Origin of the sequence: Enterococcus sp. C53 (genome assembly GCF_040887425.1) — a bacterium.
Taxonomy (GTDB): domain Bacteria; phylum Bacillota; class Bacilli; order Lactobacillales; family Enterococcaceae; genus Enterococcus_B; species Enterococcus_B hirae.
Map to the genome: position 1 here is coordinate 194,230 of NZ_JBFOFT010000005.1, position 18,660 is coordinate 212,889.

20 protein-coding genes are annotated in these 18,660 nt (G+C 35.8%); 4 read left to right on the forward strand and 16 right to left on the reverse strand.

Annotated features, from left to right (window positions below; all coding sequences use genetic code 11):
- Window positions 1-4: 4 nt before the first annotated feature.
- The 8 genes from AB3I42_RS08565 to comGA all read right to left on the reverse strand — a co-directional run bounded on the left by AB3I42_RS08565 (window position 5) and on the right by comGA (window position 4,895).
- Entirely contained in the window at window positions 5-1,012 is a 1,008-nt protein-coding gene (locus AB3I42_RS08565) for a class I SAM-dependent methyltransferase (protein WP_010720892.1), read from the reverse strand.
- Window positions 1,013-1,177: 165 nt separating this feature from the next.
- The gene (gene comGG / locus AB3I42_RS08570) at window positions 1,178-1,549 is read right to left on the reverse strand and encodes a competence type IV pilus minor pilin ComGG (RefSeq protein WP_181914311.1); all 372 of its coding nucleotides are present in this window, start codon (window positions 1,547-1,549) and stop codon (window positions 1,178-1,180) included.
- A complete protein-coding gene (gene comGF, locus AB3I42_RS08575; RefSeq protein ID WP_010737075.1) occupies window positions 1,518-1,952 on the reverse strand; it encodes a competence type IV pilus minor pilin ComGF in 435 nt (144 codons plus the stop codon). The genes comGG and comGF overlap by 32 nt, the downstream gene beginning before the upstream one ends.
- Window positions 1,927-2,199 (reverse strand): hypothetical protein, encoded by a 273-nt coding sequence (locus AB3I42_RS08580; protein WP_014834442.1) that lies wholly within the window; start codon window positions 2,197-2,199, stop codon window positions 1,927-1,929. The genes comGF and AB3I42_RS08580 overlap by 26 nt, the downstream gene beginning before the upstream one ends.
- Window positions 2,200-2,227: 28 nt before the next feature.
- Window positions 2,228-2,692, reverse strand: coding sequence for a competence type IV pilus minor pilin ComGD (gene comGD / locus AB3I42_RS08585; RefSeq protein ID WP_081123388.1), 465 nt, complete (start codon window positions 2,690-2,692; stop codon window positions 2,228-2,230).
- Window positions 2,667-2,963, reverse strand: coding sequence for a competence type IV pilus major pilin ComGC (gene comGC / locus AB3I42_RS08590; RefSeq protein ID WP_010720897.1), 297 nt, complete (start codon window positions 2,961-2,963; stop codon window positions 2,667-2,669). The genes comGD and comGC overlap by 26 nt, the downstream gene beginning before the upstream one ends.
- Window positions 2,960-4,009, reverse strand: coding sequence for a competence type IV pilus assembly protein ComGB (gene comGB / locus AB3I42_RS08595; protein WP_010737072.1), 1,050 nt, complete (start codon window positions 4,007-4,009; stop codon window positions 2,960-2,962). The genes comGC and comGB overlap by 4 nt, the downstream gene beginning before the upstream one ends.
- Window positions 3,966-4,895 (reverse strand): competence type IV pilus ATPase ComGA, encoded by a 930-nt coding sequence (comGA, locus tag AB3I42_RS08600; protein WP_010737071.1) that lies wholly within the window; start codon window positions 4,893-4,895, stop codon window positions 3,966-3,968. Before comGA ends, comGB begins: the two co-directional genes overlap by 44 nt.
- A gap of 130 nt (window positions 4,896-5,025) precedes the next feature.
- Here comGA and ade point away from each other — a divergent pair, with 130 nt between their 5' ends.
- Window positions 5,026-6,759 carry an adenine deaminase gene (gene ade, locus AB3I42_RS08605; RefSeq protein WP_014834440.1) on the forward strand — a complete coding sequence of 578 codons (1,734 nt, stop codon included), beginning with the start codon at window positions 5,026-5,028 and terminating at the stop codon, window positions 6,757-6,759.
- Between the two features lie 111 nt (window positions 6,760-6,870).
- Here the strand turns inward: ade and trmB are convergent, their stop codons facing one another.
- The 4 genes from trmB to AB3I42_RS08625 form a co-directional block, all read right to left on the reverse strand.
- Window positions 6,871-7,524 (reverse strand): tRNA (guanosine(46)-N7)-methyltransferase TrmB, encoded by a 654-nt coding sequence (trmB, locus tag AB3I42_RS08610; RefSeq protein ID WP_010720901.1) that lies wholly within the window; start codon window positions 7,522-7,524, stop codon window positions 6,871-6,873.
- Between the two features lie 138 nt (window positions 7,525-7,662).
- Entirely contained in the window at window positions 7,663-8,445 is a 783-nt protein-coding gene (locus AB3I42_RS08615; RefSeq protein WP_010720902.1) for a phosphotransferase family protein, read from the reverse strand.
- Window positions 8,446-8,624: 179 nt separating this feature from the next.
- On the reverse strand, window positions 8,625-9,836 hold the full coding sequence (locus tag AB3I42_RS08620; RefSeq protein WP_181914310.1) for an ABC transporter permease: 1,212 nt from the start codon (window positions 9,834-9,836) through the stop codon (window positions 8,625-8,627).
- A complete protein-coding gene (locus tag AB3I42_RS08625) occupies window positions 9,829-10,566 on the reverse strand; it encodes an ABC transporter ATP-binding protein (RefSeq protein ID WP_010720904.1) in 738 nt (245 codons plus the stop codon). The genes AB3I42_RS08620 and AB3I42_RS08625 overlap by 8 nt, the downstream gene beginning before the upstream one ends.
- 135 nt (window positions 10,567-10,701) lie before the next feature.
- Here AB3I42_RS08625 and AB3I42_RS08630 point away from each other — a divergent pair, with 135 nt between their 5' ends.
- From AB3I42_RS08630 to AB3I42_RS08640, 3 genes are all read left to right on the forward strand, one after another.
- Window positions 10,702-11,136 carry an HIT family protein gene (locus tag AB3I42_RS08630; protein ID WP_010720905.1) on the forward strand — a complete coding sequence of 145 codons (435 nt, stop codon included), beginning with the start codon at window positions 10,702-10,704 and terminating at the stop codon, window positions 11,134-11,136.
- Window positions 11,129-11,467, forward strand: a complete 339-nt coding sequence (locus AB3I42_RS08635) for a YtxH domain-containing protein (RefSeq protein WP_010720906.1) — start codon at window positions 11,129-11,131, stop codon at window positions 11,465-11,467. The genes AB3I42_RS08630 and AB3I42_RS08635 overlap by 8 nt, the downstream gene beginning before the upstream one ends.
- Window positions 11,468-11,643: 176 nt before the next feature.
- Window positions 11,644-12,654, forward strand: coding sequence for a peptidylprolyl isomerase (locus tag AB3I42_RS08640; RefSeq protein WP_010737066.1), 1,011 nt, complete (start codon window positions 11,644-11,646; stop codon window positions 12,652-12,654).
- A 175-nt stretch (window positions 12,655-12,829) separates the two neighbouring features.
- Here the strand turns inward: AB3I42_RS08640 and AB3I42_RS08645 are convergent, their stop codons facing one another.
- The 4 genes from AB3I42_RS08645 to AB3I42_RS08660 all read right to left on the reverse strand — a co-directional run bounded on the left by AB3I42_RS08645 (window position 12,830) and on the right by AB3I42_RS08660 (window position 18,061).
- Complete coding sequence (locus tag AB3I42_RS08645; RefSeq protein ID WP_131773361.1) at window positions 12,830-13,045, reverse strand: hypothetical protein; 216 nt, start codon at window positions 13,043-13,045, stop codon at window positions 12,830-12,832.
- A gap of 151 nt (window positions 13,046-13,196) precedes the next feature.
- A complete protein-coding gene (locus AB3I42_RS08650; protein WP_010737065.1) occupies window positions 13,197-14,141 on the reverse strand; it encodes a 3'-5' exoribonuclease YhaM family protein in 945 nt (314 codons plus the stop codon).
- Between the two features lie 3 nt (window positions 14,142-14,144).
- The gene (locus AB3I42_RS08655) at window positions 14,145-16,844 is read right to left on the reverse strand and encodes an AAA family ATPase (RefSeq protein ID WP_034866697.1); all 2,700 of its coding nucleotides are present in this window, start codon (window positions 16,842-16,844) and stop codon (window positions 14,145-14,147) included.
- Window positions 16,841-18,061, reverse strand: coding sequence for an exonuclease SbcCD subunit D (locus AB3I42_RS08660; protein ID WP_368022436.1), 1,221 nt, complete (start codon window positions 18,059-18,061; stop codon window positions 16,841-16,843). Before AB3I42_RS08660 ends, AB3I42_RS08655 begins: the two co-directional genes overlap by 4 nt.
- Between the last annotated feature and the right edge of the window lie 599 nt (window positions 18,062-18,660).

Sequence of the window (18,660 nt, forward strand, 5' to 3'; positions counted from 1 at the left end):
GTGATTAAAGAGAAGACGATTTCCATGTTTCAAATTCTTTAAAAAATTCAGTCACCTTCTCTGGTTTCTTTAGTGAATCAAGTTTTACAAGTAATACTTCTTGTGCTTGTTTTGCCTTTGTTCCTTTTTTCTGCAAGATCAAAATACTTTTTTGTGATTGCTTGTTACGGAATAATTCATCTGGTAATTGGATCATTCCTTGAAGATATCCTTCTTCTTTAAACCATCTTTTGACTTCTTCACTTTGTTCTGTTTCTAAGAAGTTACTTGGCATCAAAAACAGACCGAATCCATCTGGTTTGACATACTTCATTGCCTGTTCTAATAGCAGATGATGGGCATAACTATGCCCTTGTGTGGTGCTTGTTAAAAACTCTTTTGCTTTTTGATCATTCGGATAATAACCAATCGGTAAATCGCTGATAGCTACATCCACTGGATCAATCAGTAATTCTTGTAAGCCATCTTGGTGAAAATATTGAACATTCGCCTGAGTCAGATCACTTGTTGAAGCAGCAACCGCTAATAACGTATCGTCAATATCTACACCCATCCCTTCCGCTTGGTATCCCGCACTTGATAGGTTTAAAAGAACTGTTAATAACAAGTTGCCCATTCCTGCTGCAATGTCCAAAATCTTGATTGGCTCTTCTTTATTTGTGAATAGCTGTTCAATTAAAAAGACAAATAAAAAACCAATACTATCTGGAGTAAGTTGATGGTTCGCTTGAAGATGTTCTGTCTGACTCCCCTTTAGTAACAGTAGTTGTGACAGACGGCGCCACTCTTCTGGTTCAAAGGAAAGTTGACTGAGTTCTTTATACAAAGCAGAAATCTGTTGCTTGATTTCTTCAGACGGTACTCCATCTACCACTCGTACTTGATAGTTGTCGATTAAGTTTTCAGCATTTTCGACATAGGCTTCTAAAAAGGAAGTTCCCAATGCATTTTGTAAAAGCTGAATCGCTTTTAGGTTTTGTTCAAACCCCTGTTCCATTTTTTCTGGTAACATGGTGCACCTCATTTCTAGATATATTATAACAATTATTTTACCTGTTTAATTTTAACGAACTATGAGCAAAATTTCAATCGTTTTCACACTTTTTTGTTTGTGAAATAAAAAACATAAACGTTATGTAAACAGCGGTAACACAGAAAAGAGTGCGTTTTCATGGATTCACTCACTTTCTGTGTTACTTTCTGTATCACTGTTAAGCATTTCTATGAACTGAAAATGCTGAGATTCGATCTGAATTTCGATCGTTAGCTGATTCGCTTTTCTTTTGTAATGAGCCTTTCCTAAATTATATTGATACATTCCCTGTTCTTTCAACTCGTTACTTTCAGATAAAACCATTTGTTTGATTATTTTTGCTACATAATAATTTTTGATGCGTTGGCTCAAATCTACTGTCGAGCGATAAGTTTGTACAATGATCGACAATAATGAACTACAAACTAAAAACAATAGTAAGGTTAAGAATAAGATATTACTACTGAACCCCTTGTTATGCTTTTTATGATAGTGGCTTGGTCCAAATCCCCTCATACTTCTCTCCGTTTATAAATTCGATTAAAAATGTGATAGCTGCAGTAGAATCTCTCACTTCCCAATGCTTGACTTGTGTTAACACAGGTTGGTGTCCCCCTGATACTTCTCGTTTACGTATCAACGCATGATATTGTTCAAATAAATAGGTTTTCTTTTCCATCTCATAATAAATACGGTTATCTTTAATGACGACATTTTTTCCTTTTTTTATTTCTTCTTCAAACTGAGCTAAAAAAATCAGCCACTCTTTTTGATCCTTTTGTTGTAAATATTGTTCCACTTTCGTTGTTTGCGTGATTAAAAGACTGATTGAAAGTAAAACAGCACTTAAAATGGCAAGCGAAATCAAACATTCAATCAGTGTAAAGGCAGCTTTATTCTGGTATTTTGGTAATCTCAATCACTTTGTCTCCTTGTGTGAGCTTCACTTTTTCGATCTTTTTCTTTTTAGCGGTTATGGTTGTCTGACTATCTGGTCCATTTAACGTTCGGTTCGGTATTTGTTCATACATTCGGTAGGTTTTTACATCTTCATATAGTCTGCGAAGTAATAAGATTTCCTGATTATTTTGCTTTTCTGCTGTTAATAAATACAAATTCCCGTGACTGACAAGAAAGATACATGATAAGGTAATGGATAAAGCCATTACTGTTTCTAATAGAATAAAAGCATGTCTATTCGATTTTTTTAATATATCGGCCACTCCCTAGCTGAAATTGATAAACGATTGTTTGTCTTTTATTTGTCCAATAGAACCGATAGGCTTGCAATGAACTTTCATTGCCGGTTCCCGAAGCGAATATGAGCTTTTCCATCTGTTGGACAGTAATTTCATCTGGCACCTCTAAAGTTGACCAACCGAGATTTGGATTAGGTACGTCAAAAACAATTTGATTCTTTGATTGATCGTAAAAGATTCTTGTAGCTTGTTGGCTGACAATGGCTATTTTCTGCGTGGCATATATCCGACTTTCAAATTGTGCAAAAAATTGCTCTATTGTCATCTGCTTTTGCCAAGCTGAGACTGAAAGTGAAGGGAATAGAAATAATCCTAAAGTGATCGCCAAAACAAATAAGGTTTCAATCAAAGTATAACCAGTAAGGCAAATTGGTTTATTTGCGGTTATAGGCATCTGCATGTTCTTGCTTTATATATCCCTCCTTTAAGAGTTCTGCGATCGTTGGGACTTTCCCATTATTTTGCAAAGAGTACAATTCTTTTTGAGCATCGACCAATTGCATCACTGCTTGTTTGCCTTCTCGATTGACATGATCTCGATAGCGGGAAATATTAGGGATGAACAAGAGAACTAATGCGCTGATTACTAATAAGACGATCAGCATTTCGATCAACGTAAAACTTTCAACATTCCTTAATTGTTTTCGTCTGAAATTGACTAGATATTTCATAATAAAACCTCCTCAATGTTGCCATAAACCGGCAGTAAAATTGCTGCATAAATCAATAGAATCAAGCTGGCAATTCCTAGAAAAAGGACTGGCTGTATCCATGAAAGTCCACGGTTTACCTTTTGGAAAAAATGCTGTCTTGCTAATTTACTGTAAAACAAAAGTTCTTTACCTAAGTTTCCTTTTGCTTCCCCTTGTAAAACGATTTGACTAAATTCAGCCGTTAAAAATGAATAAGTCTCAAACTGCTGTGCTAAAGAAATTCCTGATTCTAACCCTTTTGTCAGACGAAATGCTAATAGTTGGATCAAACTCCCTTGTTTTGTTTCTTTCAAACAAAAAATAATTTGGCGCAATTCTAATCCCTCGTAGAATAATTTTCCAAATTCTAAAGCGATATAAGAAGACTGGTAGAGGGAAAACAGCGAACCAATCAATGGTTTGTTGCTGAACCATTCCCCTCGTTGAATCATATCCATTTTTAGGAGCCTGATCTTGATAAACAGACATAATAAACCAACAGACAGTAAAACAAGAAGAACATACCAATGAAAGGACTGCAAAAATCGGATTCCCCAATGCGTATCCATGACCATTTCCGAAGTTAATAACTGTGGCAAAATAAATTGGCGTAATGCAACTAAGATCCCTAATAAAAACAAACACAGTAAACACGGATAACTGATCATCTTTTTTAATTCTTTTCGAAATTCTGCTACGAGACGAAATTGTTCTGCCATCCCATTCAATGTTTGGATCAAGTTCCCATGCGCACTGGCTAACTCGATTTGCACAAGCTTGTCTTGAGTAAAACCCAATGCTTGTAGAACCTCATAAAAAGAATGTCCTTCTTGCAATAAACGGTGTCCTTGCTGTAAATAAATATGGGGGACAGGTGTGATCTTCAACAATATTTCCGTTGCTTCTTGAATACTAAATCCATGGTCAAGTAACTCCCCCATCAGTCGAATATACTTTGCTTGATGGTTCAGTGACATTTTCTTAGAAGGCAAACGATCGCCAGCGACTATTTTTTGCTTCTTCATAGCTTTGGTCCCACCCTTTCCTCTCAAAATCATTGTAGGTAAAGTTGTAACCCCATAAAGCCGCTGCTGCTTGTGTTTGGTCTAAAAGGATTTCTTGGTAGATTACGCCAGATAAACATTCAAAAAACTCATCGCTTCTGCCAACTAATTCAAGAATTCTCGCTTCGGTTCCATCTAAATGGCGGGCATGAACCGTCGCAAATACACGGTGACCTGTCAACGCTGCTCGAATTGCTACATTCGCTGTCTTGCTATCTCTGATTTCTCCAATGATCAATAAATCTGGACGATGACGTAATGCAAGCTTCAGCAATTCCTCATACGTTTGTTCGATTTTGTCGTTTACTTGTAATTGTAAAAAGGCTGTTTCTTCAATTTCTACTGGGTCCTCTATTGTAATTACTTGTACCTCTTTGTCTTGTGCCAAATAGTACATCAAAGAAGTTTTTCCTGATCCAACTGGTCCGCTGAACAAATAGAGCCCACGCTTTTTACTCCGCTCATTGATCACCTTTAAATCCTCAGGACAAAAACAGCGGAACTGTTTTTCAGACAAATCATAAAGTAATCGAATCACCAAACTTTCTCTTTGTAAGTAATCACCTACAGAAGACAGTCTCAGTCTGACCTCTTTTTCTTTTAAGACGTAAGTCATTGCACCTAATTGCGCTTTTCTTCTCTCACCGATATCCATCTCTCCTAAATATTTAAAGCGTGAGATTAATTGTTGTCCAATATCTGATGCAATACTTTTTTGGAATGTTCGTTTTTTACTATAGCGGTAATAAATATTGAAATCAGTTTGATTAGGCATTATATAGATATCTTGAACACGTTTTTTATAACTTTCATTAATGAGATCATCTGATATCTCCTTTATATCCATCTTATCCCCTCCATAAAAAACATACGTCTTTTTTCTAATACTATTTTATTTTTGTATCATTAAATGCTAAAAGATGGGCAAAATCCGAATTTATGTTATACTATTAAAAATTTATTTTGGAGGGAACATGGTGGAATCATTACGAACAAAGCATATTTTAGTCGCTGGGAAAAAAGAACCAGCTGATCTGGTAATCAAACATGCACAAATCGTCAACGTTTTTACAAAAGAAATCCTAACCGGTGATGTTGCGATTTGTGACGGTAAAATCGTGGGGATCGGTCAATACGAAGGCAAAGAAATCTATGATGCAAAAAATCAATACCTCGTACCAGGACTTATTGATGGGCATGTGCATATCGAAAGTTCACTTTTATCTCCAAGCGAGTTTGCAAAAATTTCTTTATTACATGGCGTCACCTCGATAATTACTGATCCTCATGAAATAGGAAACGTAGCAGGAAGTATTGGGCTTGATTTTATGATTGAAGATGCCCAATCCGTACCAATGAATATTTTTATCATGCTGCCATCCTGCGTTCCTGTAACACCATTTGAAACAAGCGGCGCAGTGCTAGACGCCCAATCATTCATTCCTTTTCTTGATCGTCCTGAAGTGTTGGGACTTGCTGAAGTGATGAACTACCAAGCTGTTGCAAATAACGAAAAAACCATCATTGATAAATTACAATTGATGCATGAGAAAAATATGAAAATCGATGGTCATGCAGCTGGTATTCAAGGAGATGAGCTAAACGTCTATTTGACGGCTGGTATAAAAACCGACCATGAAGCGACTAACGCACAAGAAGCAAAAGAACGTCTAGCTTTAGGGATGTATTTAATGATTCGAGAAGGGACAGTTGCAAAAGACCTCGAAGCACTCCTTCCCGTTGTAACACCAGAAAATTCACGACGTTGTTTATTTGTCACGGATGATAAACTGATCGATGATCTGGTTGCAGAAGGCTCTATCGATCACATCATACGCCAAGCAATCCATTTAGGAATGGAACCATTACAAGCTATTCAAATGGCCACACTAAACGCTGCCGAATGTTTTGGCTTAAGTCAGCTAGGCGCCATCGCACCTGGCTATCAAGCTGATTTCTTCTTAACCAATGATTTAACGACTCTTCCAATCAATACTGTCTTTTCTAATGGAAAAATCGTGGTAGAGGATGCACAATTGAATCTGGAACAATTTCCGAGACAAAAAAATACTTATGCTCAAAAATTACCAAAAATGGATGTGAAACCATTAACGGTCGATTCTTTTGCTTTACCACTTTGTACTGAAAAAGCCCACATGATCGAAGTCATTCCTAATAGTTTATTGACCAATGATTGTCTCGTAGAAGTAGACACAAAAAACGGTGTCTTTGTTCCTTCAATTGCCAACGACCAACTAAAAATTGCTGTGATCGAACGTCACCATCGAACAGGAAATGTTGGCGTTGGGATCGTTAAGGGATTTCAACTAAAGAAAGGAGCTCTTGCAACAACTGTTGCGCATGATTCCCATAACATCGTCGTGGTGGGAACGAATGACGAAGATATGTTAATAGCAGCAAACCAATTAATCAAAAAAGGTGGCGGAATGATCGCTGTTGCAGATGGTCAAGAGTTAGCTTGTTTGCCATTACCAATCGGTGGTTTAATGTCACAAGAGCCTTTTTTAGCTGTGAATGAGCAGTTAGTTTCCTTAACTAAAGAAGCGCATGCGCTTGGTGCCAGTCAATCATTCGATCCATTTTTGACACTCTCATTTCTAACATTATCTGTCATTCCCGAGTTGAAGATCACGGATAAAGGATTATTTTCATTTTCTAAATTTAGCTTGATTGAACCTTCTATAAGATAAATACGAACATACTTTGTCCCAGCAATTTTTTCTTGCTCGAACAGCTGCATCTACAACCAAAAAAGCAACCGAAACAAAAATGTTTCGGTTGCTTTTGATTAAATGAAGTCATTATTTCTTCGTTTTATCTGGAAATTGAGCTTCAACACGATAGATTCTTTGACCTCTTGAAGAAAATTTTTCTTCGTATTCAGTCATGATATTTCCTTCATATTTACTTTGATGTAAATCTAACCATACTTGTTTGATGATCATGCCGTATTGAGAAAAACTAGCTAATGAATATTCAAATAGTCCTTGGTTATCTGTTTTAAAATGGATTTCTCCTTTAGGGCGTAGAATTTGTTCATCCACCGCTAAAAATGTATGATACGTTAACCGGCGTTTTTCATGTCTTTTTTTAGGCCACGGATCAGAAAAGTTCAAATAGATTTGATCAATCTCACTATCTGCAAAATATTCCGTCAACGCTGAACCATCAACATGCAATAGTTTTAAATTTGGTAATGGTTGTTCAATTAATTTATCTAAAGCAATTGATACAACGCTGACTTGCATTTCTACCCCGATATAATTGATTTCAGGATGAGCCTTAGCCATTCCTGTGATAAACTGACCTTTTCCCATACCAATTTCAATATGGATCGGCTGCTCATTGCCAAATAGTTCGTTCCACTTACCTCTCCACTTGGTTGGTTCACTTATTACTAGATCTGGATGCGCTGCTAGCATTTCAGCAGCACCTGGGCGATTACGTACACGCATGAAAACTCCATTCCTTTCTTTCCTAAAAAAATAAAGATCAGACAAGTGATGTTCTACTCTTCTGATCTTAACTCTGAATAAATAATCGACAATAAATGCTTTATTCGTACACCGTACTCATTCTTTTTGACTCTTTGCTCAACCACTAAAAATTCTTTTCAACTGTAAGATCTCTTCATTCATTCGTCGATGATCTTCACGCTGACAATATCGGGTAATCTCTTGTAAAAGATTCATCGCAGCATACCAATGTAATTTTTCTAATATCTCATCCGTTGGGCGAATCCCATAAGTAACGAGCCATTGATTCCAATTAGATAATGGAACATAATTCCCTAAAATCGTGGCAATATCCACCGCTGGATCAGCAAACATAATTGAATCCCAATCAACTAGATACAAATAATTTTTGCACACTAACCAGTTCCGATGATTGACATCTCCGTGTACAACTGCAAAGTTCTCTTTATCCATCTGTGGAATTTGTTGACGCAAAAACTGGTGAACGATTTGTAAAAATCGATTCTTTCTGAGTGTCTCAGGTAACTCCAGTTCATATTGCTGCAACATTTTTTCTGGTGTCATCACTCTACCACCGATCCGAGTCAACATCGTTTTAAGTGAAGCAGAATGATGCAAATGATACAAGACATCAATAACATCATTTCGCTGGCCGATCTCGGTCGGAGTTAATAAACGTCCTTCTAGCCATTCCTGTGCTGTTAAGGTATCGCCATTTCCTGTCCGTTTCGTCCATACCAGTTTTGGTGTAATTCCTTCTCGGGATAGTGCAGCAAGCATTGGAGTCGTATTGCGTTTAATAAAGACCTTATCTTCATCGCGCATGCCTATGTATGTTTTTCCCGTATCACCTTTGATTGGGCGTAAACGCCATTCTTGGTCTAACTGAAACTCCATCATGCATTCTCCCGTCCTCTAAACTCTATGATTTGCAGTACTTATTATTCTAGTCGCCTAAGCCCCGAACGTCAAGCACATATACGTTCTTTTTTCCTGTATTCCTCTCTAAAAAACCATCTTTTATCAAAAAAACGAGAGAAAAAGCAAATCTGCCTTATTCTCTCGTTTTTTCACCTCTTTTATTCGTTCATTTTCTTGATCCGAGTCGGTGTATAGATTTTAATAAACAAGCCGATGACAATCAAATAACTGATAATCGGTATGAGTTTGTCTAGACCATTTAATACGATCGCACCAATCAATCCAAAAAGACTAGCGGCAATCAGCAAAAGATTTAACAATAACTTTTGCAGTGCAACCTCTTTTTGCTTTTCCGTGATTGGATAAAGTTGGACAAGTGTCATGTAACGAAATTGATTGTATAAAGGAATCACTTGGAATCCGATCAAATAGATAAAAAGCGCCCCAATAGCAGTTATAAAATAAACATCTTCAATACCCGCAATCAAGATACTTCCAATCAACACTAAGCGTAAGAAAAGACCACTGAAATCAGAACCTCTAATAAATCTTCTGACATAAAGATAATAATAAGTATTATCTTTCGTTTTCTTCGTATGTTGAAGCAACGGGTCTAAATACCTTCTTCTTTTGACTTTAGAAGTGATTTCCGGCACGTCAGTAAAAAGATTGATTAATTGATAGATTTGATGTAAACGTTGCTCTTCTTTTTGTATCATTTTTTCCCAATCCAACCGATACGTCATATTTTTCCATAAAAACCAAAAGTAAATATTTAATTGAATCAACATAGCTAACAATCCAAGCCAGAGCCATCCATAGACCGTAAGCAACAAGATCAGCAATGTCGAAAGATACCAAGAAGCTTTCCATACCATCAATTTTTTCTCTTCAATTCGGAAAAGCTCCACTCGTTTGATTTGTAGTTGACTACTCTTCAATCCCCAGAGAATCAGTAAATAAACGAAATAAAAAGAAAAAGGCTTCCCGGTTGTCACAACCACGAGGGGCATTGAAAAGCCACAAGCTAGTCCTAAGAACAGAGAAGGAAATAGACTGGAATAAAGAAAAGCTCGTTGGAGATACTGATGCATCTCCTTTTCTTTCGGTAGTAGAAAAACCAGATCGGCCGCTTGCGTAAAAGTGGCAAATTTACCAAAAAACAAACAAATAAACCAAAAGATCGTAAGGATAATCCCACCCATTTGAAAAGGAGTCGTTAACGTTTTTAACCAGTTTGAATAGTAAAAGCCGACTCCGCCAAATAGAAATAAGCAAACCAATACAAAATGATCATTTAGTACATAACGCAAATACTTCATCATTTTTTTCTGGTGTTTTGCTAATCGCAATTGAAAGAAATTATTCATGATCCTGCTCCTTTGTCAAGGAGATATAAATTTCATCCAGTGAAGAATCAGGTAGTCGGAATTCCTCCTGTAAGTCTTTTAAGGTTCCATCTGCACGTATTTCTCCATTGTGCAGAACTACAAAACGATCACAATATTTTTCTGCCGTAGCTAAAATATGCGTAGACATCAAGATCCCTGAACCTTCATTTTTCATTTCTACCATTAGTTCTAAAAGAGCATTGATTGCTAATGGATCTAATCCTAAAAAAGGCTCATCAATAATGTACAAAGAAGGCTCGATCAAGAAAGCACACAAGATCATCACCTTTTGTTTCATCCCTTTTGAAAAATTGGCTGGCAACCATTCCAAGCGATTCTCCAAACGAAACGTATGTAACAATTTCTCAGCTCGTTGCATCGCTATATCGATTGGAATATCATAGGCCATCGCAGTCACTTCGATATGTTCTCTTAAAGTTAGTTCTTCATATAAAGAAGGCGTTTCAGGTATAAAACCGATTTGTTTTCGGTATTCTTCAGTATTCTTTTTCAAACTCAGATCATTAATCGTGATAGATCCTTTTTTTTGTTCTAAGAGGCCAATGATATGTTTGATCGTTGTACTTTTTCCAGCGCCATTTAAACCGATCAATCCTACCATTTCGCCAGGCTGTACACTAAAACTAATATCTTTTAAAACAGGTAGATGTCCATAGCCACCTGTTACATGTTCCACAATTAGACTCATAATTTTTCCTCCGTCGTTCGATTGTTTTTATTATACCATGAAGAAAACGAAGTCAATTTATTTTTTTTCATACAAATCTTTGAACATATGGTAAAGTTAACATAAATAATATTTTTGATGGAAAGGATGTTTCCTATGGAAAACTGTATCTTTTGTAAAATTATTAAGCAAGAAATCCCTAGTTATAAAATCTACGAAGACGAAAAAGTCTATGCATTTTTAGATATATCCCAAGCTACAAAAGGACACACACTAGTTATTCCAAAACAACACGTTTCTGATATTTTTGAATATGACGAAGTACTAGCAGCTGATGTCTTTTCACGTATCCCTAAAATCGCTCGTTCAATTGAAGAAGCTTTTCCTGAGATGCAAGGACTGAATATCTTGAATAATAACCGTGAATTGGCTTATCAATCTGTATTTCATTCACATGTCCATTTGGTCCCTCGCTATAGTAAAGAAGATGATTTTTCGATCCACTTTGGTAACCATCAGTCAGAATATAGTGCGGAAGAATTGCAACAAATTCAACATACCATTGTAAAGCAGGTGAAGAACATTGATTAAAAACTTTTTAAAAGGAATCGTTTTTGGAACGACCGTTGGAGCTATATCTGGATTGTTATTTGCTCCTAGAAGCGGGAACGAAACCAGAAAAAAATTGATCGCTGAACTAGACGAAGCAACGGAATTAACAAATGATTTAAATAACAGTCTTAATAATTTCAAACAAGCATTAGTTGACACAAAAGAAACAGCTAATACTTTGATCCCCGCTTTTCAAGAATCAATGAAAAAAGATATTGAAAATTTTAAATTTCAAGCAGAACCAAGAATTGCACAAATCCAAGAACAAGTTGAAAAATTAACAAATGATTTGCCACAAGACATGCAATAATGCGGAATTTTATAACACTTTTGATTTTAATTTTATTGTTTTTTTAATTTTTAGTTAGGAATGTGATCAAAATTTGAATTTTATTTGAAACTATCACGAGAACGTTTTTATTAATAAATAGATATGGTATAGTTATTATTGTAAGAATAATAATAAATCACAGGAGAGCAATTTTAATGAAAAAGAAAAAAATAATTTTAGCTGCAACTAGTGCGCTAGCTGTATTAGCATTAGCTGCTTGTTCAGGTAGTACAAATAAAGACATCGCCACAATGAAAGGCGGAACTATCACGGTTGAAGATTTTTATAATGAAGCAAAACATACGCAAAACAACCAACAATTAGTTCAAAATATGATTATTTACAAAGCCTTTGAAAATAAATATGGCGATAAAGTAACGGATAAAGATGTCAATGCTGAATACAAAAAGAATGAAGAAACTTACGGTGACACCTTTAAATCACAATTAGAAGCAGCTGGTTATACAGAAGACTCATATAAACAAGCACTTAGAAGCAGTTTAGTATTAAAAGCTGGTATAAGTGCTAACGTCAAAGTGACAGAAAAAGATTTAAAAGAAGCTTGGAAAACTTTCCATCCAGAAGTTGAAGCACAAATCATTAAAGTAAGCAGTGAAGATGAAGCAAAAGAAGTGAAAAAATCAGCAGATGATGGAACTGATTTTGCGAAATTGGCAAAAGAAAAATCAACCGATGAAGCAACTAAAAAAGATGGCGGAAAAATCAAATTTGATTCTCAAACGACAGATGTTCCAACTGAAGTGAAAGAAGCAGCCTTCAAATTAAAAGACGGTCAAGTATCTGACGTTATCTCAGCGACAAATACAACTTCATACTCAACAGATTATTATGTTGTAAAAATGGTCAAAAACCAAAATAAAGGCGATGACATGAATAAATACAAGAAACAATTAGAATCAATCGCCCGAGATACAAAAGAAAGTGATCAAGACCTACAAAAAGAAATTATCGCTAAAGTATTAAAAGAAGAAAATGTAAAAGTCACAGATGATGCCTTTAAAAATGTATTAACGCCATTTACTATGGAAACAGCTAATACCAATACATCTGAGTCTAAAACAAAATCAACAAAATCTTCTGAATCTAAAACAACTGAATCAACAAAAACTTCTGAATCATCAACAACTGAATCATCAAGCAAATAAGATGAAAAAAACAGACCTATCCTGGTCTGTTTTTTTGTTGACGCTATAATTTCTAAGAAGGATCGTAATTTCCACCTTATTTTTTATAAAAGATAAGCATAGATTAAAACACCAAAGTAAATGATTGACTTTGATGTTTTTTCGCTACCTATTCACTTTGACAAAGAGCTGTTTTTTAGTAATTGATTCTGGTCATCAGTGTAACGATCGTTGCAAACATAGCAAAAATACAAATAAAGACGCCCGTAGTCGTTAAAGTAATCAAAGCAATCTTGGATTTGTTTCTCAATTTATAAGCCATATACAACAAACATACTGAGAAGAAAATTCCCAATACCCAGAAAAATAGCGGATCTCTTTGAACGCCAAGAGATTGGATATAATGATTCATTAACTATTTTCCCCCTATTAGTAAAACGGTTTCTCATCTGACTACAATCTTACACTATTGTAGATTTTTATCAATAACAAAATAAATTTTCCAATAATAAAGACACGTAGGCTCACAAGTAGTTCGTGTTAGGCTACGTGCCTTTAGTTATCTATAGTTCTTTGGGAACATAGAAACTACGATTTTCCATTCCAAAAATCCGTTCAGTGTATTTTCCAGGTTCTGTTTGACGAATCGACGTCAACATCATTTGCATTGAAGCATCGAGATTATCGATCTGGTGTAAGATTTCTGCTTCCATGATACGTGGTCGAACCGGCGATCCGTATTCTAATAAGCCGTGATGTGCTAAGACCATATGTCTTAATACCAAAACATCTTCATCTGCTTCATTTATTTTCAATGCGATACATGCTCTCGTGATCTCTTCATCTACTAGTACCAAATGCCCCACTAGATTACCCGCTAAAGTATATTCCGTACTCATCGGTCCAGATAATTCAATCACTTTTCCGAGATCGTGTAAAATGATTCCTGCGTATAACAACGATCGATTCAATTCTGGATATTCATCAGCAATCGCTTTACCTAAATGCAACATAGTCAATGTGTGGTAAGCTAATCCACTCGCAAAAGCATGATGATTCCGTTTTGCTGCGGGAAATTCAAAAAATTGCTTTTGATATTTATTTAGTAAATGACGGACAATCCGATTCCAATGAGCATTTGTTATATCAAATAATAATTGATTGATTTCTTCTTCCATTTCTTCTTTTTTCAAAGGAGCCCTTTCCATATAAAAACTAGGATCACTTGGCTCTTCAAGTTTAGTCAATCGCATATGCAAAATCTTTACTTGTGGGTTTCCTTGATAGATTTCCCGCTTCCCACTTAAGAAAACAACTGTCCCAGCAGTAAACTTGTTGATTTCTTCTTCAGAAGCATCCCAATATTTGCCATCAATCGTTCCAGACGTATCTTGAAAAGTAAATGCAATAAATTTTTTTCCGTTTTTCGCAACTCTGACATCAGCATTTTTAATTAAAACAAACAATTCAAATTGTTCATCGACAACTAATTCACGAATTTTTTTCATTCTTTATACATCCTTTAATATATTCACAGATTGTTGAAGCTCCTGATAATAGCTTACCATTTCTTGGTCAGAAGAAAAACAAATAACTTGATAATTTTGACCGAAATCAGCTAACAATTTAGCTAATTGATATTTTCTTTGATGGTCATAATGCAACCAACCGTCATCTATGATGATTGGACAGATCGAACGTTTTGATTCTAACGATAGGTAGGCAAAACGCATGGCCATAATTAGTTGATCTTTCGTTCCTGTAGATAATTCATAAATGGGAAAATCAGTTACACCGTCTGTTAGTGTCAAAGTATCATTTCTCAATAAAATCTCTTGGTAATGATTTTGTGTTAAGACTCCTAAATAGTGACCAGCAGCTTTTAACAATTGTGGTAATTGACGTTCACTCATTTCTGTAGACAGATCCCCTAAAAAAGTCCCAGCGACCATTAGACCGCCCCAATGTTCCATCAGTTGTTGCAGTTGTGCTCTCAATAAACTTTCTTCTTGGTACATCTCATCCAACGTACCATCTTTTTGTAATTCCTCGATTTGGATCTTTAACCGCTGACGTTGTTCGATCAATTGTTTTTCTTCAAACTGATACTGCCGTTGTTTCTCTTGATTATGATACAGTTCAGTACTTAATTGCTCCCGTGTCCGTTTTTTTGGAAAAAGTGGCGCGAGAATCTCATCCAACTCTTTTAGTCGTTGAAGTTGTGTTTTTGTTTGTTGCGCTTTTTGCAAATAAGCAGCTACTTCGGATGGATAAGCAAGTCCGACCTGTTCCATCTGTCCGCTATAGTGTTCGATCAAACTTTTTTGTTTCTTTTTCAATTGGTTGATTTCTTGTTTCAATAGTGTATTTTGTTGATAACTTCTAGCGAATTTCAATTGTTCCATTTCTTGGATGAAGTTCGTTAAAAGCACCATTTTTTCAGCGATTCCTTTATCTTGTAACGGTAACCATTCCTTAATCAATTCAAACTGACGATCAATCTGTATCAACTTTTGTTGAATCTCATTTGCTCGTTCTTGTTTCTTGATCAAGCGGCTATACAAGTCTTGATAATCGGATACTTCATGCCCATATTCCTTCATCGCTTCTAAGGTATTCATCGTTCCTAAGTGATGGACCTTTGTAAAATCGAAGGCTTTTTGTTGGATTTTTTGTTGTTCAATCACTAGCTTGTTTTTACTTTGATTAATCTCTTCGATTTGGGCTAACGTATTGTCTAATTGTCCTAGTTTTTCTTGCCACTTACCTTTGATTTCTGATAAATCACTTTTCTGACCATTCAGTGATTTCCTTTCATAAAATGAATACCCCAATGTACCTAAGGCTAATAAAAAGACTCCTAGTTTCCAAGGCATTGGTAGGAAGATCCCCACTACAAAAAAGAATCCGCCGATAATAGCAAACGGTGTTTTGTTCTTTGAACGAACTTCTGAAGGTGCCGACTGTAATAATTCTGGATGTGTGGCTTCTAATTGGTTGATCTCCGCTTCAATCGTCCGCTGCTGCTCTAAGACGATTTCTGATCTGATTGATAATTGATTGACTTGTTCTTTCAACAAACGATTTTCAGAAAACAGTTGCTGCCATTCTTCGGTATGCAAAAATTCTTGTGGCTCTTGTGTCCGTTGCCATTGCCAGCTTTGTTCTAAAATTTTTAATTCTGAATCAATTTCTCGTTCTTCCACTTGGAGTCTTTGCCATTCATTCAGCCAATGTTCGATTTGTGTTTGCTGTTGTTGCAATTCTTTTAGTACTTGCTCTTGTTCCAAATAGAAATAATATCGTGCCGACTGTTGATCCATTCCGCTATGTTTTTCTAAAGTAGCTTCGAGCTCATCTAGGCGTTCCGTCATCTGCTGATAGCGTTTAGTGAATTCCTCTAAGTCTAAAAGCAACTGTTCTTCAGGAACTTGTGGTAAGATATTGGCTTTAAGTGTTTGCCACTCTTCGTATAAAGAATAATTCAGCTCTTGCTGCTTGATCTGAGAAATTTTTTCGTTTATCTCTTGGAGTTTTTTTTGTAGCTCTCTTTGATCTTGACTGTAGGCTTGTTCTTGTCGAACGAGTTCACCGAAAAAAGATTCCTGCTCTTGTTTTTGATGGACTCTTTCTTGAAGGTTCTTCCACTCATTCAATTTCTGATTGATAAGCAGTTTCTGCCCTTTTTTCTTAAAAAGCTGTTGGGCTTGCTGATAATATTCTTGTCTTTTTTGAAAAACATACGAACTACCCGTAATCCCTAATGAGATCAGTGCATCATGTAATTCTTTTTCTCGTAGATGATCTAGTTCAGTTAACTGTTCTTGTTGAAAAGTAAAAACCTGCTGAAATAAATCCTTTGTTAGTGGAGATAGTAATTTCTCTAATAATTCATCACTTCCCTGTTGCTCATTAAAAAGGACTTTAGATTTCCCACGATTTTGCTGTTTGTAACGTTCAACTAGTATTTCTCCATGAACTGGATGTTCTAACCAAATTTTCCCACCATAGGCAGCCCCATCTTTCGGCGTATAGTCTTTTTTCTTCTTTCCTTTTGAAGGGAAGCCAAATAATACAGCCTGAATAAATTGGTAAATCGTTGACTTGCCTGCTTCATTTTCACCGTAGATCAATTGATTTCCAGAAATAAAATCAAATGTTTTTTGTCTCCACTTACCAAATGCAGCTATTTCGATTCGAAGGATTCTCATATACTTTCCTCCTCAAACACAAAATCTTGCTCCAGTATTGCCTTGGCTTTAGTCAAGGTACCTTCCTGATATTCAGGTAAATCATTCATCAAGCGAACCGCATCAGGATGACTGTACATCTCACCTAAAATCTGATGGAAATCTTCACTTACCCGATAAGTTTCAAAGAGTTGGTCAACTAATGTCTGTGAGACCTTCAACGATACTCGATTCATTCTTTCATCTTCCTTAATAGATATACGCCAAATAAGTAAATTTGTAGATAGGTTGGCTATTTTTTCCATTAAATACTCAAGTAATTCGCCAGAATAGATTCGATCAATCACTTCTTGGTTCAAGTGATGATACTCTGTTACCTTTAAATCTAACAACGTCAGTTTTGGATTTCCCATAGTTAACTGCTCTTGAATCACTTGTAACACGTCTTGCGTAGTCAGAGCAGTTTTTAAAGACACGGTCTTACTCTCCCAGTATACTTCTGCGACCTCTAGCGGAATCGTCTGGCATTCACTGGAGGTCAATTCAACCAATAAAACATTTCTAGCTGTCTGCTCTTTTTGGGTATGGCCTTGAGGTGACCCTGGATAATTCATTGTTTCTTTTTCGTTTAAAGACATTGGCACATGGATATGTCCTAATGCCCAATAATCATAGCCTTTTTCCTGCATTTTAGACGGCTGAAAAGGTGCATAGTTTCCCCGCTGATTGCTCCCTATTTCGCCATGATACAGACCGATATGATAATCCACTGAGTGTCGTAAAGGAAATTCAGTAACTTTATCTCCCTGTATCCACTGGTGTAAATAACTAAACCCGCTGATGGCGACCTTTTCCCCTTTTTTAGATAAAAATGTCTTTGTTTCTACCTCTTCCGAAGTAAATAAATGGACATTTTCGGGAAAAGTAAACCAGTAGCGCTCTGATTGATAATAATCATGATTTCCAAATGTCAAATAGACAGCAATCTCTTTTTCATTCAATCGTTCGATTTGATCAAAAAAATGTTTTTGGATTTTTAATGAAGGACGATTTTGATGGAAGGTGTCTCCCGCAAGTAAAACAAAATCAACTTCATTTATTATAGCCTTGTCTACAATATTTGCTAAAACTTTTAAATTAACCTCTAATAATTTTTCCTGTACCGATTTATCTAAATTTACTAGTCCTTCAAAAGAGCGATCGATATGTAAATCAGCTGCATGGATGAATTTAACCATCGAGTGTCCTCCTTTTTACTCAAGATGAATTTATGCCTTATCCGGCTTTATTTGAATAATTTTTATAAAATAGGTACTGCTTTATAAAATTATATGCCCTTTTATCATACCATTTTCATTGCTTTTTTTCATCAAAAACCGAAAATTTGTTCGCATTCACTCGAATAGATTACTCCGACCAATTCTCCCCTTGCTTTATGCCTAACTTTTTTGTATTTTATGGTAAAAGTAGAAGCATGAGGATTATTTACTCCTTTTTCTCTAAAAGTATAGAAAAAGAAAATGGGGAATTAACACACTGTCTTTTGATATGTAGCGTAACTTGTATTTCCAGCTGTCTATCTTTAATCTGTTTGCAAATTTCAGTGCAATTTTTTTACTTGGCAGCCTCACTTCGTCAAACAACCTGTTAACTATATTTAATTTTGTCACCTTTTATCTTTTACTAAAAACCAGCTAAATAGGAGGAATGCCTCGCTTTTCTATCTTCATTGTTTTAATATACCTTTGTTTGTAAAAAAGCTAGGAACAATCCCAAATACGATTATTCCTAACTTTTTATTTTTTCTTAATTTAAGCAAACAAAAAAGCAGATGAAC

Excerpts from the sequence above, each read along its gene's own strand:
- comGA (WP_010737071.1), bottom strand. The coding sequence starts at position 4,895 with ATGGATATAAAGGAGATATCAGATGATCTCATTAATGAAAGTTATAAA.
- comGD (WP_081123388.1), bottom strand. The coding sequence starts at position 2,692 with ATGCAGATGCCTATAACCGCAAATAAACCAATTTGCCTTACTGGTTAT.
- AB3I42_RS08630 (WP_010720905.1), top strand. The coding sequence starts at position 10,702 with ATGGAAAACTGTATCTTTTGTAAAATTATTAAGCAAGAAATCCCTAGT.
- AB3I42_RS08655 (WP_034866697.1), bottom strand. The coding sequence starts at position 16,844 with ATGAGAATCCTTCGAATCGAAATAGCTGCATTTGGTAAGTGGAGACAA.
- AB3I42_RS08625 (WP_010720904.1), bottom strand. The coding sequence starts at position 10,566 with ATGAGTCTAATTGTGGAACATGTAACAGGTGGCTATGGACATCTACCT.
- AB3I42_RS08645 (WP_131773361.1), bottom strand. The coding sequence starts at position 13,045 with ATGAATCATTATATCCAATCTCTTGGCGTTCAAAGAGATCCGCTATTT.
- trmB (WP_010720901.1), bottom strand. The coding sequence starts at position 7,524 with ATGCGTGTACGTAATCGCCCAGGTGCTGCTGAAATGCTAGCAGCGCAT.
- AB3I42_RS08640 (WP_010737066.1), top strand. The coding sequence starts at position 11,644 with ATGAAAAAGAAAAAAATAATTTTAGCTGCAACTAGTGCGCTAGCTGTA.
- comGG (WP_181914311.1), bottom strand. The coding sequence starts at position 1,549 with ATGAGGGGATTTGGACCAAGCCACTATCATAAAAAGCATAACAAGGGG.
- comGB (WP_010737072.1), bottom strand. The coding sequence starts at position 4,009 with ATGAAGAAGCAAAAAATAGTCGCTGGCGATCGTTTGCCTTCTAAGAAA.
- AB3I42_RS08580 (WP_014834442.1), bottom strand. The coding sequence starts at position 2,199 with ATGGCTTTATCCATTACCTTATCATGTATCTTTCTTGTCAGTCACGGG.
- AB3I42_RS08615 (WP_010720902.1), bottom strand. The coding sequence starts at position 8,445 with ATGATGGAGTTTCAGTTAGACCAAGAATGGCGTTTACGCCCAATCAAA.
- comGC (WP_010720897.1), bottom strand. The coding sequence starts at position 2,963 with ATGAAATATCTAGTCAATTTCAGACGAAAACAATTAAGGAATGTTGAA.
- AB3I42_RS08565 (WP_010720892.1), bottom strand. The coding sequence starts at position 1,012 with ATGTTACCAGAAAAAATGGAACAGGGGTTTGAACAAAACCTAAAAGCG.
- AB3I42_RS08620 (WP_181914310.1), bottom strand. The coding sequence starts at position 9,836 with ATGAATAATTTCTTTCAATTGCGATTAGCAAAACACCAGAAAAAAATG.
- AB3I42_RS08660 (WP_368022436.1), bottom strand. The coding sequence starts at position 18,061 with ATGGTTAAATTCATCCATGCAGCTGATTTACATATCGATCGCTCTTTT.
- AB3I42_RS08650 (WP_010737065.1), bottom strand. The coding sequence starts at position 14,141 with ATGAAAAAAATTCGTGAATTAGTTGTCGATGAACAATTTGAATTGTTT.